13 protein-coding genes and 3 pseudogenes are annotated in these 16793 nt (G+C 62.0%); 5 read left to right on the forward strand and 11 right to left on the reverse strand.

All coding sequences use genetic code 11. The features are described from left to right. Positions 1 to 47 precede the first annotated feature (47 nt). The 3 genes from QFZ54_RS18315 to QFZ54_RS18325 all read left to right on the forward strand — a co-directional run bounded on the left by QFZ54_RS18315 (position 48) and on the right by QFZ54_RS18325 (position 5691). Entirely contained in the window at positions 48 to 3275 is a 3228-nt protein-coding gene (locus QFZ54_RS18315; protein ID WP_307089870.1) for a TonB-dependent receptor domain-containing protein, read from the forward strand. 155 nt (positions 3276 to 3430) lie between these two features. After that, a complete protein-coding gene (locus QFZ54_RS18320; protein WP_307089873.1) occupies positions 3431 to 4471 on the forward strand; it encodes a LacI family DNA-binding transcriptional regulator in 1041 nt (346 codons plus the stop codon). A gap of 614 nt (positions 4472 to 5085) precedes the next feature. Continuing rightward, complete coding sequence (locus tag QFZ54_RS18325) at positions 5086 to 5691, forward strand: recombinase family protein (protein WP_444965526.1); 606 nt, start codon at positions 5086 to 5088, stop codon at positions 5689 to 5691. Positions 5692 to 5710: 19 nt separating this feature from the next. On the opposite strand, the gene QFZ54_RS18330 is transcribed toward QFZ54_RS18325, so the two are convergent. From QFZ54_RS18330 to QFZ54_RS18350, 6 genes and pseudogenes are all read right to left on the reverse strand, one after another. Then, positions 5711 to 6160, reverse strand: a complete 450-nt coding sequence (locus tag QFZ54_RS18330) for a hypothetical protein (protein ID WP_307089875.1) — start codon at positions 6158 to 6160, stop codon at positions 5711 to 5713. A 104-nt stretch (positions 6161 to 6264) separates the two neighbouring features. Further along, positions 6265 to 6387 (reverse strand): annotated as a pseudogene (locus QFZ54_RS18335) (DUF5818 domain-containing protein); the annotation flags it as partial. 27 nt (positions 6388 to 6414) lie between these two features. After that, positions 6415 to 6588, reverse strand: a pseudogene (gene rpsU, locus QFZ54_RS18340) (30S ribosomal protein S21); the annotation flags it as partial. Between the two features lie 112 nt (positions 6589 to 6700). Further along, on the reverse strand, positions 6701 to 7309 hold the full coding sequence (locus QFZ54_RS18345) for an IS5 family transposase (RefSeq protein WP_373458635.1): 609 nt from the start codon (positions 7307 to 7309) through the stop codon (positions 6701 to 6703). Continuing rightward, positions 7309 to 7368: pseudogene (locus tag QFZ54_RS20560) on the reverse strand (hypothetical protein); the annotation flags it as partial. The gene QFZ54_RS18345 and the pseudogene QFZ54_RS20560, both read right to left, overlap by 1 nt. 364 nt (positions 7369 to 7732) lie before the next feature. Next, positions 7733 to 8590, reverse strand: a complete 858-nt coding sequence (locus QFZ54_RS18350; protein WP_307089877.1) for a fumarylacetoacetate hydrolase family protein — start codon at positions 8588 to 8590, stop codon at positions 7733 to 7735. Between the two features lie 295 nt (positions 8591 to 8885). Here QFZ54_RS18350 and QFZ54_RS18355 point away from each other — a divergent pair, with 295 nt between their 5' ends. Both QFZ54_RS18355 and QFZ54_RS18360 read left to right on the forward strand, forming a co-directional pair. Further along, on the forward strand, positions 8886 to 10247 hold the full coding sequence (locus QFZ54_RS18355; protein WP_307089880.1) for a glycoside hydrolase family 28 protein: 1362 nt from the start codon (positions 8886 to 8888) through the stop codon (positions 10245 to 10247). Further along, the gene (locus QFZ54_RS18360; RefSeq protein WP_307089882.1) at positions 10244 to 12931 is read left to right on the forward strand and encodes a glycoside hydrolase family 2 TIM barrel-domain containing protein; all 2688 of its coding nucleotides are present in this window, start codon (positions 10244 to 10246) and stop codon (positions 12929 to 12931) included. Before QFZ54_RS18355 ends, QFZ54_RS18360 begins: the two co-directional genes overlap by 4 nt. Positions 12932 to 12967: 36 nt before the next feature. Here the strand turns inward: QFZ54_RS18360 and QFZ54_RS18365 are convergent, their stop codons facing one another. The 5 genes from QFZ54_RS18365 to QFZ54_RS18385 are packed head-to-tail and all read right to left on the reverse strand — an operon-like array spanning position 12968 to position 16704. Next, a complete protein-coding gene (locus QFZ54_RS18365) occupies positions 12968 to 13324 on the reverse strand; it encodes an L-rhamnose mutarotase (RefSeq protein ID WP_307089884.1) in 357 nt (118 codons plus the stop codon). Beyond that, positions 13321 to 14049 (reverse strand): SDR family oxidoreductase, encoded by a 729-nt coding sequence (locus QFZ54_RS18370; protein ID WP_307089886.1) that lies wholly within the window; start codon positions 14047 to 14049, stop codon positions 13321 to 13323. The genes QFZ54_RS18365 and QFZ54_RS18370 overlap by 4 nt, the downstream gene beginning before the upstream one ends. Before the next feature lie 13 nt (positions 14050 to 14062). Continuing rightward, a complete protein-coding gene (locus tag QFZ54_RS18375; RefSeq protein ID WP_307089889.1) occupies positions 14063 to 15091 on the reverse strand; it encodes an aldo/keto reductase in 1029 nt (342 codons plus the stop codon). 31 nt (positions 15092 to 15122) lie between these two features. Continuing rightward, positions 15123 to 15950: an amidohydrolase family protein gene (locus tag QFZ54_RS18380; RefSeq protein ID WP_307089891.1), complete on the reverse strand. Its 828-nt coding sequence runs from the start codon at positions 15948 to 15950 to the stop codon at positions 15123 to 15125. Between the two features lie 16 nt (positions 15951 to 15966). Next, positions 15967 to 16704 carry a FadR/GntR family transcriptional regulator gene (locus QFZ54_RS18385; protein WP_307089892.1) on the reverse strand — a complete coding sequence of 246 codons (738 nt, stop codon included), beginning with the start codon at positions 16702 to 16704 and terminating at the stop codon, positions 15967 to 15969. Positions 16705 to 16793 lie beyond the last annotated feature (89 nt).

Consider the following 16793-nt stretch of genomic DNA (forward strand, 5'->3'; position numbering starts at 1 on the left):
AATTTGTAGTGCCAGCGTTAGACATGGCGTTTGTTTGGAGAGGGAATATGAAGCTGCGCCGTGTTGCTGGTTTAAACGCCGGGGTCGCCACGCTGGCGCTAGCCTCTAGCTGTGCACTGTCTGCTTCCGCGGTGGCTCAGATCGCGCCCGGCGGCGCAGAGGCGACGCCGCAGCAGGTGCAGTCCGGAGCCAGCGAGCCTGCTAGTCCGGCAACTCAGCCTCAGGGCGGACAGGTACCAACCGCGTCCGACTCACCAAGCGGGGCGTCGCTTGCGGGCGGAGAAGCGGCTCAGCTTCCGCCCGCGCAGCAGACCGATGGAGGGGCTTCGACGAGTGGTGAGATCGTCGTCACGGGCTCGCGATTGGCTTCGCGCGGGTATCAAGCGCCGACGCCGGTTACTGTGCTCGACCAGCAGGACGTGAAGCTGTCGGGTACACAGAATATTGAGACGCTGCTCGGCAACTCGCCGCAGTTCGTCGGCTCGCAACTGTCTGGTCCGACCGCAAACACGGTCCCCGCAGGGGCGGCTACGCTAAATCTGCGCGGCTTCGGAGACCAGCGCAATCTGGTGCTTGTCAACGGACGCCGCTTTGCGATCTCTGGGCCTGCTCAGACGACCGACGTTAACGCCGTTCCCGCCGCGCTTATCAAGCGGACTGAGGTGGTGACCGGTGGCTCCTCCGCAGTTTATGGTTCGGACGCGATTTCGGGCGTGGTGAACTTCATCCTGCGAGACGATTTTCAGGGCGTCGAGCTTAACGTCCAGAACACCGTCACCGAGCATGCCAGCACGTCTACCAGCAACGTGGACGTGACCGCCGGCACCAATTTCTCCGACGGGCGCGGCAACATCACCGCTTCGTTCAACTACCTTAACCGCGGTGGCTATACGCGCGCGGATCGTGGCGGGTGGGCGACGCCGTCGCTGGCGGACGGTTGCGTCACCAGCGGTTCGTTCAGTAACACGCGTCCGGGTACGCCAATGGCGGTGCCGTCCGGGCAAACGTGCTTAAGTGCGGGCGGGCGTCCGGGCTTGATCTATAGCGGCAGCGGTACGCTGCCGAATGGTCGGTTTGCGAACATACCGGCGGTTGGCGCAGCCAATTCGACTCCCGGTCTAAACGCAGCCCTGATCGCCGTCGGCTTGGGCAGCATCGGCTCACGCGGATTTACCTTCGACAACGCGGGAACCGCCGCCCGCCCCGCGCTTACGCCCGGCGACGACTACGACCTCGGCCCCGACTCGTACATCATCGTCCCGCAGGAGCGATTCCTCGGCAATGTCTTCGCGCATTACGACTTCTCAGACGCGCTGACGCTCTATGGCGAAGGAACGATCGGCAACAACAAGGTCCGTGCCCAGTTGCCCGCGACCGGCGTCAGCGGCAACTTTCTTGTAAATACTAACAATCCTTACCTGTCTGGGCCGCTGCAGAACGTGCTGCGGCAGTTGGACTTGCGCGAGGCGGGAACGACCACCGTCACGAATGGAACGAGCCGGATGAGCACAACGCCGGGCGATGGCCTTGCGGTTCTGAACATCAATCGGCGCATCAATGAGGAGGGTTTCCGCACCAACCTGAGCGACATCGACACGTACCGCGGCGCGGCCGGCGTGCGCGGCAAGATCGGTGACGTATCAACCCATTTTCTGAAAAACCTGTCGTATGACGCCTACTACAGCTATGCGCGCACGGTACAAACCGACACGGCCAACGGTGCGATTTCGCTAAGCGGCTTCCAAAATGGGTTGTTGTCGATCAACGGCGCGGCGCCGCTCCTCAACATCTTCGGCTCCAACATCTCGTCGGCGGGTGTATCGGCTATTACGGTCCCGACGCGCAACGTCACCCGCGCCACGCAACAGGTTGCAGTTGGCAGCATCAACGGTGAGCTGTTCCAGATGCCAGCTGGCCCGGTCGACTTCAGCGCGGGCGTGGAATGGCGTCGCGCTGCAGCGACTTTTTCGCCCGATGCGCGGCTCGCCACAGGCGATCTGTCGGGTTTCAACGCGTCGCAACCTACTTCGGGTTCAGAGACCGCCTTCGAGCAATTCGGGGAAGTCCGCGTGCCTCTGCTCGCACATACCCGCTTTGCCGAGCGACTGACCGTCAATGGTGCTTTTCGCCATTCCAATTACGACCTGTCGGGCGTCGGCAGCGTCTGGACGTATTCGGGCGGTGCTGAATATGCGCCGGTTACGTCGATCACTTTCCGCGGCCAATACCAACGTTCTATCCGTGCGCCTAACGTAGGAGAGCTGTTTGGCGGCAACTCAACTCAAGGTCAGACATTGACCGATCCCTGCTCGAGCCGCCAGCCCGTTGCAGGACAAACGGCCGCAGTTCGCGCCGTTTGCGCAGCTACCGGGGTGCCCGCGGCGCTCGTCTTCACCTCGGAGGTGCAGCCCAACCAGTTCATCAACGTGATCGGCGGCGGCAATCCGAACGTCGGGGCCGAAACCTCCGACACCAAGACCGCCGGCTTGGTGTTCACACCCAGTTTTCTGCGCGGGTTAGCGGTCAGCGCCGACTATTTCAACATCGACTTAAAGGGAGCGATCGCACCTGTTGGTGGCAACGGCGCTAATGTACTCAATCTTTGCTACAATGTTATTCAGCAGGCGAGCAGCCCGTTCTGCCAAGCGATTACACGGGATCCGCTGACCGGTCAGATCGCGGCGCCCGGTTTCCTCACCGCTACCAACGCCAACACGGGGGCGCTGAAGACCTCCGGCGTGGATTTCGTCGGAAGCTACAACTTCCGAACCGCGTGGGGCCTGGACAGCGACGGAAGCCGGTTTGAGATCGGCACCAACGTGAGCTGGACGCGCAGCTTCACCAGCGTTCCGGTCGCGGCATTGTCAACACAGAACGAGTGCGTTGGATCGTACGGCCAGACCTGCGGGCAGCCAATCCCTTCTTGGAAGGGGGTAACCCGCGCCACTTGGAAGTCGGGACCATTCGTGCTCAGCCTGCGGCATCGCTTCATCGGCGCCGTCACCGTAGACACCTACGTCCTTCCACGACGTTCGGGTGGAACGACCCCGGCGCTGAACTCGCTCACCAATCCGACTATTCCTACCCAGCATTATTTCGATCTCTCGACCTCGATTGATGTGGCAAAGCGGTTCCAGTTCAATGCCGGCGTGACCAACATCGCCGACCGGGATCCTCCGATCGTTGGATCGGCGGCGCCGTCGAACAATACCTTTGCCGCAACGTACGACGTTCAGGGGCGAACGTTCTTCATCGGTGCCACCGCCAAGTTTTAAATCGTCTCAACGTGCGGCGGCGAGGGAACGCCGCACGTTGGGCCAACGACCTGATGTTCGAAGATGTAAAGCGTAACGTACGGCTGTCGCCTTTCCAACGAATGTGCCTGCGGATGCCTTGCCCGGAGTGCTGTTTTTCTGCTCAGGTTCGCCGTATGAACGGACGACTCGCCATACTGCCGCATTATGCCACCATTACCGACGTGGCGCGGGCTGCGGGGGTATCAGTGCGTACCGTTTCGCGCGTGCTCAATAAGTCCCCGAAGGTGGGTGAGGAAACCCGCCGTACGATCGAGGGCGTGATCGCCAATCTCGGATTTCAGCCCAGCCTCCGTGCGCGCGGCCTCGCGGCACGGCGATCGTTTTTGCTCGGCGTCGTACAGGGCTATCAGAATGCGCACGTCGTCGGCGTACTGCAGCACGGCATCGTGGAAGTCTGTTCCGGGGCGGGATACGAACTGCTGGTCCATCCAGTCTCGGTCCAAGATCCCCGCCTCGCGGACAATCTGAGGGATTTCGTCCGACGCACGCATGTCGATGCGCTGGTGGTGTTGCCACCCGTCTCGGAGATCGCGGCCATTCCACGGTTGCTCGCGCGGCTGAGCGTCCCCTCGGTCGGCATCGCCGCCGTACGCGACCCGGCGTATCCGGCGATGCTCGTCACCGCTGAACGCGATGCTGCAAGCATGGTGGCGGATCACTTCGTCAGCTTGGGGCACCGCCGCATCGCGATGGTCACCGGACCAATGAAGTTTTATTCGGCGAGCGAGCGTGAGCAAGGCTTCCGGATCGCGCTGGAACGCGCCGACATCCTGCTGCCGCCATCTTATGTGCGTGAAGGAAATTATAGTTTCGAGTCCGGCCTTGCTGCGGCGATCGGTCTGTTGTCGCTGCCCGATCGGCCCACCGCGATCTTCGCAGGCAACGATATCATGGCTGCTGCTGTGCTGAAGGTCGCACGTGACCTAAAGATCGATGTCCCGGACAAGCTCTCGATTGCAGGGTTCGACGACAGCGACATCGCGTCGATGCTTTCGCCCGCGATCACGACGATTCGACGCCCGCTGATCGAGATCGCGCGCGAGGCCACCCGGCGGGCGATCACACTAGTAGAGGGCGATGCGCATAGCCTGCCCGACCATCATATCGCACTGAGCCTCATCGTGAGGCAATCAACAGCGCCGTTGGGCAATTAGGCGGTTGCCGGGTTGCACACGATGTGAATGAGTCTTGCCGCAGGCGAGAGACGAGCAGTTTAGGTGCCGAAGGTTCCTATTTTCCGAGGAAAGTCTTCGTCCGCGCCTGCTTTCATGCTCATGATAAAGATATCATACGCCGAAGATACTAGGATCAATTTTCAGGGCCAATACTTGGCCGCACTATGAAGTAGAATTCCTTTTTGTTTCCGGCGAAGACACATCGTCTATTAGGCCGGGAAGCGAAATGGCGGATCAGTCAGGGTGTGGACACCGCAGCATGGATTCGTGCGGAGGCTAAATCCGCGGCGGTGAGTTGAATTGCTAGCCGCGGCTGAGCTCGACTTTCGGCATTTCGATTTTGCGCGCCATCCTTCCGCAGCGGATGTACTTTATGAACGAAACGGGGTCCGGTTCAGATTCCAAGACCGCCAACGATAGTCGTTTTCTCGGCTAATAAAGCTCCGATGCTGTCGGATTAGCTAGCGACTCTGATGAGTATACTCAAGAAAGCCGGGAAGAGATGAGCGAACAGGAAAAGTGATCACGATCCAAGCCGCGCGGGTAATCTGAGGGTAAGTACCGAAGAGCAGGATCTTGCTCGCCAGGAAGCGATCGTCGCAGGCGCGCGTGCGGCCGGCTTCTATGTCGCGGCGGTTTATTGGGAAAGGGCATCTGGCGCTCGGCCAGACCGGCCGGAACTGCTTCGCTTGGTTGCCGACCTTCAGCCGGGTGAAGTGGTCGTCGCGGAGAAGATCGACCGGATCAGTCGTCTGCCACTGGCTGAGGCAGAGTTGTTGGTAGCAACGATCAGGGGGAAGGAAGCTCGGCTTGCGGTGCCGGGGATCGTCGACCTTACCGATCTCGTCGCCGATAGCTCTGGCGTTGCCCGGATCGTGCTGGAAGCGGTGCAGGAGATACTGCTACGGCTAGCGCCTCAGACCGCACGCGATGATTACGAAACCCGGCGTGAGCGCCAGCGCGAAGGGATCGAGATTGCCAGGCGGGAAGGGCGGTGCACGGGCCGCAAACCTGACCTTGCGCACCACCGCCGCATCGTCGGCCTTCTTGACGCGGGCATGAGCATTGCAAGAACGGCCGAGTGCAGCATTGCACAGGTCAAGCGCGTGACGGCCTTGCACCGCGCGAGACAGGCGCGCCATCAATTCAGGAGATGGTGTCGGAAGACGAAATCCCCTCAGAGCTCGTGCTATCGATGACAGCGGAGTGAGCCGTCGGTCAGGCAGCCTGCGATAGGCCGGCATTAGGGTTTTCACTGACCACCGTGTCGATCGCGAGTGCGTAGCGTTCGGCTTCGGCGAGCAACTCAGTGTCCGTGAGGCCACGGTGATCGATCCACCACTTCGCATCGGTTATAAGGGTGCAGACTTGGTGGCCTGTTCCTTCTATAACCGGACGGGCAACGAACGCGCAAAGGCGGCTGGCTCGGAGTGACGTTGCCCATGCGACCTGACGATCACTGCCTGTGAGCAGGGGCAGGTTGAGGTGGGCAATGGCCGCACTGTCATGAGCCGCTGCTTCCGCCTGTTCGGCCTGCTTGGTCACGACGAAACAGGCGCGGCACTTGGTCGTCTCCAGCCAACGGGCCTTTCGCTCCTGCTGGCTGGCAAAGCCGGAGAGATAGTGGATCTGCTCATGCCCACAGGCGTGCGTGATTATCTGTCCCATGCCGCGATGATGATCGACGGTCGCTTCTAGGCAACCGGTATGAGTCAGGTCGAATCGGGAATGCGTTGAGCCGTTGGCGTGCGGCGTCTGCCGACTTCAACCTGTCAGGCGGGTGTTACGCCTTCGGCATTGACAAGGGCCGGGCCGACCAGCGTGCCGACCAGTCGCACCGGCTTTACTAACAAATCGACTGGCGTGCGATGCAATTCCAGTTCGTAGCGACCGCCGAGGTCCCGCCGTCGGTAGAAGGCACCATCCGCCTTCCGGGCGCGGCTGACGGCCGCGGCATGTTCGCGCGCCCGCTTTTCGGACGGTTTCTCATAGTGCCTGCGCAGCTTCATCTCACGGTACACGCCTTCACGCTGCAGCTTCTTCTTCAGGGCGCGGAGGCCTTGGTCGACATTGTTGTCGCGGACGATGATCTGCATGGTGGCTGGCTCGTGGCGGGTGTGACTGGGTCGAATATCGAGCGATCTATGACCGAGAACGGGCTCAGCGTCAGCATCTGGTTGTGTCACGAACTTTCGAGGCGGGAGGATGCTAGGCCACGTGGACAAAGGGTAGCCACAGCGTAACTGAGGCGAGCGCGACGAAGCCGAGGTAGGACTCTGCGGTCTTGTCATAACGCGTCGCGACCCGGCGCCAGTTCTTGAGCCTGTTGAACAAGCGCTCGACGAGATTGCGCCAACGGTATTTTTCGCGATCATGCGGGATCGGTATGCGGCGGTTGCTCTTGGTCGGAATGACCGCCTCGACATCCGCCTTGGCGAGTTCCTGTCGGATGGCATCGGCGTCGTAGCCCTTATCGGCAAGCAGCGCCTCGATCCGGTCAGCCAGCATCCCGAACAAGGGCGCGAAGCCCTTCACGTCGTGGGCTTGGCCCGGTGTCAGGACGAAACATAGCGGCCGACCCTGGCCATCGCAGCGTGCGTGCAGCTTGGTCGTGAAGCCGCCTCGCGAACGGCCGAGCCCCTCGAACTCCTGATCCCTTTTTTTAGTCCGACGGCGCAGTGATGCGCCCGGACTACGGTGCTGTCGATCATGTCGGCGCTGGTATCCCGCTCGACGGCAGCGGCGAAGGTTTCCAGCATGGCTTCGAACACGCCCGTCACGACCCAGCGGCGATACCGCCGGAATACGCTGTTCCACTTGCCATATTCAGCCGGCAAATGCCGCCACTGGGCGCCCGTCCGCGCCATCCACACCATGCCTTCGAAATAGGGCCGTTGTCGCCCGCGGGTCGGCAGCCACGTCCTCGCTCTGACGGCAGCAGTGGACCAATCAGCGCCCACTCATCATCAGAAACCCCAATCCGTTCGCCCAACGCCGCCTCCAAAAGACAGCCTTGAATCAACCGATCCGACGCGCGTCAACCTTTGTCCACGTGGCCTAGCCGAATACGGTTTTTCGCTAGCTGCCGAGTGGCGATCGCGCCAATTCAGTTGTCCGGCACGCTGTCCGTAAATGGCCAACGCGCTTCCGCTCGCGGACGGCATCGTTGAAGCGGTGTTCCCGACTGGCGGTGCTCTACTCATCATCAGATCGTCAACGAATGAAGCTACGGAAGGTCGTTCATCTTTTGGGTGCCCACGCAACGAATTCCTGGCGCTGCTCGCCCAGTTTTTCGATACCTAGTTCCACGATGTCGCCTGCCTTGAGATACCAGGGTGCTGGCTTCTGGCCCAACCCGACACCTGGTGGCGTGCCCGTAGTGATGATGTCGCCGGGCTCCAGCGTCATGAACTGCGAGCAATAGGCGACGATCTTCGCAACGGAGAAGATCATCGTTCTCGTCGTGCCATCCTGTACACGCTTGCCATTGACAGACAGCCACATCGATAGTGCTTGGGGATCGCCAACTTCGTCTGATGTTACCAGCCACGGTCCCACGGGGCCGAACGTCGGAAAGCCTTTGCCCTTGTCCCAAGTGGGTCCGCGTTCCGTCTGCCAATGGCGTTCCGACACGTCGTTGACGACGCAATATCCCGCGACATGCGCGAGGGCATCGGCCTCATCAACATGGCTGGCACGCGTGCCGATCACGACGCCGAGTTCAACTTCCCAATCGGTCTTCTCGGAGTTTTTCGGAATGACTACAGGGTCGTCCGGGCCCTGGATGCAGTTCACCCATTTGTTGAACACAACGGGTTCGGACGGGATCGGCAGGTTCGATTCCGCAGCGTGATCGGCGTAGTTCAGCCCGATCGCAACGAACTTACCGGTGCCGGCAACGGGCGGACCGTAGCGCAGGTCTCCGTCAGCGAGCGGCAGGCTTGCGGGATCTATAACCGCCAATTTTTCCAGCGAGGATTGCGACAGCGTGTCCGGTGTCAGGTCGGCGACATGCGCGGACAAGTCGCGGACGCGGCCCTCCGCATCGATCAGCCCCGGCTTTTCTGCGCCTCGGGTACCATAGCGGCAAAGCTTCATACGCGGTTCCTTCCTGGATGCGGGGATGAGGTCTAGCGAACGTCAACGGTTGTACCACGGCGGAATCCTGCCCTCGGACATACCCGACTTTACTCTCTCATCGCGACAAGTTAAAACGTAGGTCATAATACGTCATACGTCAAATTGATAAGGTGACGTCGAGAGGTGAGTCCATGAAGTTCATAACGGAACGAAGGTCGATCATGCCTGCGGCCTGCGATGGGGTAGCGACATTAAGAACCTTTCCAGCGTCCGATACGCCACTCGCCGGCGGTCACCTAGCCGGCGATCTCCGATGACGACGCGCCGCTCGATCCTCAGAAGTGCACCGGTTGCCCTGATCGCCGGATTGCCGACTTCCTTGCTGGGACAGCGGCGGCGCACGATAGACATCCGGGATCACGGCGCGGTTGGCGATGGTCGGACGGTCAACACGCGCGCGATCCAGCAGGCGATCGATGCGTGCGCGGCGGTGGGCGGCGGCATGATCGCAGTGCCGGCCGGGATATTCGTCAGTGGATCGATCCATCTGAAGCCCGGTGTTGGGCTGGAACTGCGCAAGGGTGGCGTGCTGAAAGGATCGTCCGATTTTGCCGACTATCCGCTGGTGATGCGCCGGTTCGCGGAAGCGTATCTTGAGCCGCTGCGGCTCGCGCTCGTGAATGCCGTCGGCAATCACGGGTTGCGGATCGTCGGGCCGGGCACGCTTGACGGGGATGGCGATCCGTTCTGGCGCGGTTTCTTCAATCGCCCCGACGAGCGCGTCGGCGGAAACAAGGTCGTCTATCGCTGGCCGCAGCTTTGCTCGATCGAGGATTGCAACGATGTGCTGGTCAGCGGCGTCACGTTCAAGGATCCCGCATTCTGGAATCTGCATCTGTACCGGTGTCGCCGTGCGGTGGTGGAGGATTGCCGTTTCGAGGTGCCACACGTCATTCGGGCACCGAGCAGCGACGGCATCGACCTCGACAGTTGTCAGGACGTGGTAGTCCGGCGGTGTCGCTTTTCCGTAGACGACGATTGCATCGCACTTAAGGGAACGCAGGGGCCGGGCGCCGCCGCCTATGCCGAAGCCCCACCAGTTGAGCGTATTCATATCCACGACTGCGTCTTCGAACATGGTCTTGGCTGCGTCACCTATGGCAGCAACGCGACGATCGTGCGCGACATCCGGGTCGAGCGGATCACCAATCTGGGCGACATGCCCACCATCCGCTTCAAGGTACGCCCCGACACGCCGGGGCAGGTGTATGAAAGGCTTCACGTGAAAGGGCTTCGGTTGGCGGAAGCGCCGACCCCGATCGATCGCTGGCACAATGGCGAAGTCTTCTACGGAACTGACATCCCCAATTTCAGTACGAGCGATCCCGCGATCGGTCTGATCGTGAACGCGCGACTGACGCACGGAACGAAAGTCGCAGCCAAGCCGCCGGGTGCGATCATCCATGACGTGGTGATCGAGGATGTCCGTGGCACGACGCGGGGCTTCGGCACCATTTCAGGAAACGCCAGCACCAAGGTCAGCGATTTTACGCTGCGCGACATCGACGTGCGGCTTACCGATCCGATGCGGACCGCGCTAATTGCGCGCGGCGTGCCGAACGTCCGCATGGAGAATGTGCGCGTGAACGGCAAGCCCGGCCGGGTCGAGGCATGACGCACGATGCAAATACGCAGGGGAATATGCCGATGCTGAAACGGATCGTCGCGCTCACGGTGCTGATCTTCGCGCTGCTGGGCACGTCCGCCATGGCCGCGGGGCGGACTGAGACCACGCTGGCGGATGGATGGCGTTTCCACCTCGGAGCGGTGGCTGGCGATGCGACGCTCGCCGATGTGACCAGCGACGGGTTCGACGATGCGAGCTGGCAGCAGGTTGCCGTACCGCATAGCTGGAACAAGCTCGGCAATTACGCCGTCACCCGCCGGTCCGATGCGAACACGACGCGCGGCATCGGCTGGTACCGCCTGCGATTCACTTTGCCTGGGAACGCGACCGGCAAACGCGTGTATCTTCAGTTCGACGCGGCGAGCATCATCGCCGATGTGTGGCTCAACGGACGCAAGCTCGGGCATCATGAAGGCGCCTTCACCCGCTTCCGTTTGGATGCGACCGACGCGGTTCGGACGGGCGCCAACGTCCTTGCCGTTCGCGTCGACAATTCGAAGCCTGCACCCGGCAGCAGTACCGAATTCATCGTGCCCATCTCGGGCGACTTCTTCATGTATGGCGGCCTCTATCGGCCGGTATCGCTCATCGTGACCGAACAGGCCCATATCGATCTGCTCGATCACGGCGGCCCCGGTGTCTATGCCCACGTGACCGCGCTGGATGACCGATTAGCGACAGTCGCGGTGCTAGTACGGTTGCGCAATCGCGGGATGCCGGGGGCCTATACACTCCGGACTGGCGTGACCGACGCGCAGGGCCAACGCGTGGCGGGTAGCGAACAACGCCTGCGCTTGCCCAAAGGAGGCAATGTCGACCATGGAACGACGCTGGCGATTGACAAGCCACGGCGCTGGAATGGTCTGGACGATCCGTATCTCTATAGCCTGACGGTCGAACTCATAGGTCGCGACGGCATGGTTCTCGACCGCGTCGATCAGCCGCTCGGCCTGCGCACAGTCGCGGTCGATCCCAACAAGGGGTTCGTGCTCAACGGGAGGACGATGCTGTTGCGCGGAGTCAATCGACATCAGGATCGGCAGGACAAAGGCTGGGCGCTGAGCCTTGCCGACCATCAGCAGGACATGGCTCTCATCCGCGAACTGGGCGCAAATTCGGTGCGCCTCTCTCACTATAACCAAGCCGAACCCTTTTACGACCTCGCCGACCGCACTGGAATGGTCCTCTGGGCGGAGCTTGGACTGGTCAATCTGGCATCGATCCCCGGCCGTGCGGACACCCCGCCACAGATGAAGGCGAGCGCGGAGGCGCAGCTCGTCGAGCTCATTCGCCAGAACTACAACCATCCCTCCGTTGCCGTCTGGTCGATCGGCAACGAGATCAACAACTGGTCGTCGAAGGGGCTGACCCCGTCCAACGCTCGACCGCTGCTGAACGCATTGAACGCGGTCGCCAAGCGCGAGGACCCTGATCGCCCGACGACGATCGCGGTATGCTGCGAAGTGCTGCCGGGGGATCCCGACGATGGACGCGACCGGACGACGGGCACTGCGGATACCGCCGCGTACAATCTCTATTATGGCTGGTACGGCACCGGGCGCGTGGCCGACGCCGCGAAGCTGGGGGCAGTGATGGAGGGCTATCATCGCGAAAAGCCGATGCTGCCGATAGGGGTCGGCGAATACGGCGCCGGCGGCGCGATCAGCCAGCACACCGACAATGTCGACGGCGGCAAGATCGAGAGTATCTACCGCCCGCAGGCCGAGGAGGTTCAGGCGGTCGTCCACGAACTGTCGTGGAAAAGTCTGAAGCCTCTAGACTTCATGTGGGGTGCATGGGTCTGGCAGATGTTCGACGCGACCAGCGATCTGCGCGAGGAAGGCGACAGTACCGATATCAATACTAAGGGACTCGTCACGTTCGACAGGGTCACTCGCAAGGACGCATTCTGGTTCTACAAGGCTGCGTGGAGCAAGGTGCCCGTGCTGCATCTGACGGGGCGCCGTTATGTCGACCGCGCCTACCCGGTGATCGACGTGCACGCCTATTCCAACGCGCCGCAAGCACGACTGTCGCTCAACGGGCGTGACATCGGCATGGCAGCATGTCCTGATGCGGTCTGCGTCTGGCGAGCCGTCACCTTGCAGCACGGTACCAACGCGCTGGTCGCGACAGGCGGCGGGCAGACCGATCGGATCACGTTGTCGTACACCGGACCGAAGCGGGCACGACATATACGTACCGGCTCGCTCGACGGTATGATGCTGGCGCGCGGCCCGCGCTATGGATCGGACAATTTCTTCGAGGGCGGGCTTGGGTTCACACTCAACCCGTATCAGCGTGAACTCTACGCGAGCAACGAGCAGCGCAAGCCACCAAGGATCGTGGTCGGCGCGCGTGAGCCGCAGCTTTATGCCAGCTGGCGGGCCGGCACGGCATTCCGGTACGCGGTGCCGTTGCCGGATGGCCGCTACCGGGTGACGCTGCACATGTTCGATCCGGTCGAGACGTCGCCGGGCAAGCGGGTGTTCACCGTTACGCCCGGCGGAGGCACGCCGGTGCGGGTCGATCCGGTGGCGCGTGCCGGCGGCGGCATGCGGGCGGTGACGGTCGAACTGTCGGCGGCGGCAAAGCGCGGCGTGCTGACGCTCGACTTCAAGGGCGAGGTAGGCGAGGCGATCGTCTCGGCGATCGACGTAGTGCCGCGTTAGTTCCCGACCGGTCCTGCGCCCGGATAGGCGGGAGAGTCAGGGTATCTGGTGGTCGGTCAGGCGGAAGATGCGGTCCATCGGATACCATGTTCCGTCGGGGCCAGCTGCGGGGATCGGTTGCTGGAAGCGCGTCATCTTGGCGACCCATGCGACCACCGGGGGATTGGCGGCATCTGCCGCCGCCTTGGCGTCGTCCGAATAGGCATCGCTGGCCTCGATGATCATGAACAGCCGATCGTGCGCGCGGTAGATCTGCATGTCGCTGATCCCGGCGTCGCGGATCGACCGGATGACGGCCGGGTCGGTGTTGCCGACCCGGTGCCAATGATCATATTCGGCGATCAGATCGGCGTCATCGACCAGATCGAGTGCCAGGCAGATGCGCCGGCTCATGCGTTGCTCCAGCCACCGTCGATCACGTTGATGGTGCCGGTGGTGTAGGATGAGAGGTCGCTAGCGAGGTAGAGCGCCAGTTCGGCGATCTCGTTGGCGGACCCAATCCGGCCCATCGGCTGGCGTCCGACGAAGTCCGATCGCGCCTTGTCCATATCGCCGGTAGCCGCAAGGCGTTCGTCCAGCGAGGGCGATTGGACGGTGCCGGGGCAGATCGCGTTGCATCGGATGCCGTCGCGCACGAAATCCTGTGCGACCGACTTGGTCAGGCCGATCACCGCCGCCTTTGATGCACCGTAGACAAAGCGGTTCTGCACTGCGATCACCGATCCGGCGACGGACGACATGTTGACGATCGATCCACCGCCCCGCGTGATCATGCCGGGCAGGATCGCGCGGATCATGCGGTAGGCGGACTTTACGTTCAGTTCGAAGGAGAAATCGAAATCGCGTTCGTCGGTCGTCAGGATCGTGCCCGCGTGGACGAAGCCTGCGCAGTTGAACAGGATGTCGACGGGGCCCACCGTCTCGCCGAACGCGGCGATCGCCGCAGCGTCGAGCAGATCGAGCGTATGCGTCTTGCATCCAGTCAGCGTGGCCAACGCGTCGGCATTGATGTCGACCGCAATGACGCGTGCGCCTTCGGCTGCGAACAATTCGGCGCTGGCGCGGCCGATGCCCTGTGCGGCGGCGGTGACGATGGCGGTCTTGCCCTGAAGGCGCATCGGCTGATCTTTCCTAAAGTGTCGTGGGAGTTGGTGCATCGGCGCGGATCAGCGCGCGATCCTTGAGATCGCGCCAAAGGTCGGCGGGTATCGGCATCCCCATCTGTTCGATCGCCTGAATGACCTGACGGGGGCTGTTCATGCCCGGAATGACCGAGACAACCTGGGGATGGCCGAGCGGAAATTGCAATGCGGCGGCGGCGAGCGGAACGCCGTGATCCTCACACAAATCCTCGATACCGCGGACCTTGGCGACGATCGCGGACGAAGCCGGTTGATAATCGTAATGCACGTCGCCCGCGCCGCGCACCCCCTTGGCCAGAATACCCGAATTGTAAGGGCCTCCAAGGACGATCTTGACGTCGCGCGCCCCGCAGAGCGGTAGGAAGCTGATGAGAGCATCCTGCTCGAGCAGAGTGTAGCGGCCGGCGAGCAAGACGACGTCGATCTCGGCGTGTGCCATGACCTCCTCGCAAACCTGATACTCGTTGACGCCCAAGCCGATCGCACCGACTGCGCCACCGTCGCGCAGTTCGCGCATGGCCCGATAGCCGCCGTCCATAAATTCGGCGAACCTGCGGGGATGATCCCCGCCATGCGCCATGCGACCGATGTCGTGGGCATAGAGAATGTCGATCCGGTCGCGCGCCAGCCTGGCAAGGCTTGCCTCATACGAGCGCATGACGGCGTCGTAGCTATAGTCGAAGACGCTTTGAAAAGGCTCGGGTGTGACGAACGCCTGACGCGGCCGATCGAAATCGGTGTCGGCTGGGACGGAATCTAGCCGCCGTCCAACTTTTGTCGAGATGATAGCGGTCTGTCTCGGATCAAGATCTGCAAGTGCGCGACCCAAACGTTTTTCGCTTAGACCGAAGCCGTAATGCGGCGCGGTGTCGAAATAGCGTATTCCGGAGTCCCAGGCGGTGCGCACTGCCTGCGCGGCTGTTTCGTCGGAAATCGCCCGGTACAGGTTGCCGATCGATGCCGCACCGAACCCCAATCGCCCAAGATTTACAAGATCCATGCCCGGCGTGCCCTTCACCTATCGTCAGGGCACCTAGACTCATCATACGTCATACGTCAATGGTGTAGAAGCTCGCAGCGGCATCGTGGAAAAGGCGGTCCTGGTCGCTTCGACCGGAGTCACCGATCAGATCGAGCGTCGCTACGACCCAATCCACGTAGCTATCGCCGACATGGCAGATGACCGGCCAGTCGCTGCCCCACATCAGTCGCTCGCCAAAACTATCCACGAGATGCGCGACATAGGGTCGCAGGTCTCCGATAGCCTGACCGACGGCCTGTTCGGTCCGTAGGCCGGAGAGTTTGCACCAAAGATTGGGACGTTCGGCGAGTGCGGCGATCTGATCGCGCCACGGGTCCAGTTCGTTGTGCGACGCGTGCGGTTTTGCGGCATGATCGATGACGATCTGGAGGTCGGGCCAGCGGGTCGCGAACGTGTCCAGTGTCGGCAGGTGGCGCGGCTCGACCAGCGCGTCGAAGCGCAGGCCGTGATCCAGCATCGCTTCGATCGCGGCGGAGACGGCGGGTCGCAGGATCCATTCGGTATCGACGATGCCCTGTAGCATGGGTCGAAGCCCTTTCAGCTTCGGATGACCCGCCAGTTCGACGATGCGGCACGGGGCACCGGAGTCGGTTAGATCGACCCAGCCGACGACCGCACGGACCAGCGGATCATCGAGTTCGCACAACCAGTCGGTGTCGCGGTCGTCCGGCTGCGACTGAACCAGTATTGCGCCAGCGAAATCGAGCGCCGTCGTTTCGCGGCGTAGATCATCCGGCAGAAAGTTGCGGTATAATCGCGGCCAATCCTCGCCGGGCCAACGGTGGCCGGGGCGGTCGATCTGCCAGAAATGGACGTGCGAATCGAGAATACGCATCGGATCCGCGCTCGTATCAGCGTTGTGGTTTGCGGGCGGCGCGGCGGCGCGCCCAAGACGTCTCGATATGGTCGCGCATGGCGTTGCCCGCGGCCTCGGCATCGCCTTCAATGATGGCGACATGGATGCGTTCGTGTGCGGCATGCGTGGCACGGACATGGTCAACGTTCAGCTTGCCACTATAGCCGTGGTTTCGGAGCGCTTCGGACTGGAGGCCGTCGATCACGGCCTTGCTGAGCTTGTCGCCCGACATGCGCATGATGATGTCGTGAAAGGCGACGTCCTCATGAACGTAGGCGGCGGGGTGCGGGATGAGCTTCTTCAGCTTTTCCATCTGGCACCCGAGTTCGGCGATCGTTTCGGATGTCCGCAGTTTGGCGGCCTTTGAGGCCATCGCGCCTTCGAGGAGCGATCGGATCGTGCAGAGATTGTCGAGATAGGCGAGGCCGTCCTCGCGCTGGAACAACGACGCGAGAACCAGAGGATCGAGCATGTCCCATGTACTCGCCTCGCGAACGATGGTGCCGCGCCCCTGCTGCGATACGAGCAAGCCCTTTTCCGTCAGCGCCATCGTCGCTTCGCGGATTACCGTGCGGCTGACGCCGTACATGTCACCCAACATGCCCTCTGGCGGCAGCGCGGTGCCCGCTGGATAGGTTTCAGTGACGATCGCCTTAACCAGATCCTCGACGACCGCTTCCGCGAGTCGGGGACGGCGCCGAATGCGCAAGGGCGCGGCAGGTGCATCGGTCATCGTTAAAAAGTCTCGTTTATCGTAAATGATCGGGGTTGACGGTCACGTTGCGCCGCAGGCGCGGACTTCGTCAACGCCTTGCCAATATC

Source organism: Sphingomonas faeni (genome assembly GCF_030817315.1).
GTDB lineage: Bacteria > Pseudomonadota > Alphaproteobacteria > Sphingomonadales > Sphingomonadaceae > Sphingomonas > Sphingomonas faeni_C.

Excerpts from the sequence above, each read along its gene's own strand:
- QFZ54_RS18315 (WP_307089870.1), top strand. The coding sequence starts at position 48 with ATGAAGCTGCGCCGTGTTGCTGGTTTAAACGCCGGGGTCGCCACGCTG.
- QFZ54_RS18320 (WP_307089873.1), top strand. The coding sequence starts at position 3,431 with ATGAACGGACGACTCGCCATACTGCCGCATTATGCCACCATTACCGAC.
- QFZ54_RS18330 (WP_307089875.1), bottom strand. The coding sequence starts at position 6,160 with ATGGGACAGATAATCACGCACGCCTGTGGGCATGAGCAGATCCACTAT.
- QFZ54_RS18350 (WP_307089877.1), bottom strand. The coding sequence starts at position 8,590 with ATGAAGCTTTGCCGCTATGGTACCCGAGGCGCAGAAAAGCCGGGGCTG.
- QFZ54_RS18355 (WP_307089880.1), top strand. The coding sequence starts at position 8,886 with ATGACGACGCGCCGCTCGATCCTCAGAAGTGCACCGGTTGCCCTGATC.
- QFZ54_RS18360 (WP_307089882.1), top strand. The coding sequence starts at position 10,244 with ATGACGCACGATGCAAATACGCAGGGGAATATGCCGATGCTGAAACGG.
- QFZ54_RS18365 (WP_307089884.1), bottom strand. The coding sequence starts at position 13,324 with ATGAGCCGGCGCATCTGCCTGGCACTCGATCTGGTCGATGACGCCGAT.
- QFZ54_RS18370 (WP_307089886.1), bottom strand. The coding sequence starts at position 14,049 with ATGCGCCTTCAGGGCAAGACCGCCATCGTCACCGCCGCCGCACAGGGC.
- QFZ54_RS18380 (WP_307089891.1), bottom strand. The coding sequence starts at position 15,950 with ATGCGTATTCTCGATTCGCACGTCCATTTCTGGCAGATCGACCGCCCC.
- QFZ54_RS18385 (WP_307089892.1), bottom strand. The coding sequence starts at position 16,704 with ATGACCGATGCACCTGCCGCGCCCTTGCGCATTCGGCGCCGTCCCCGA.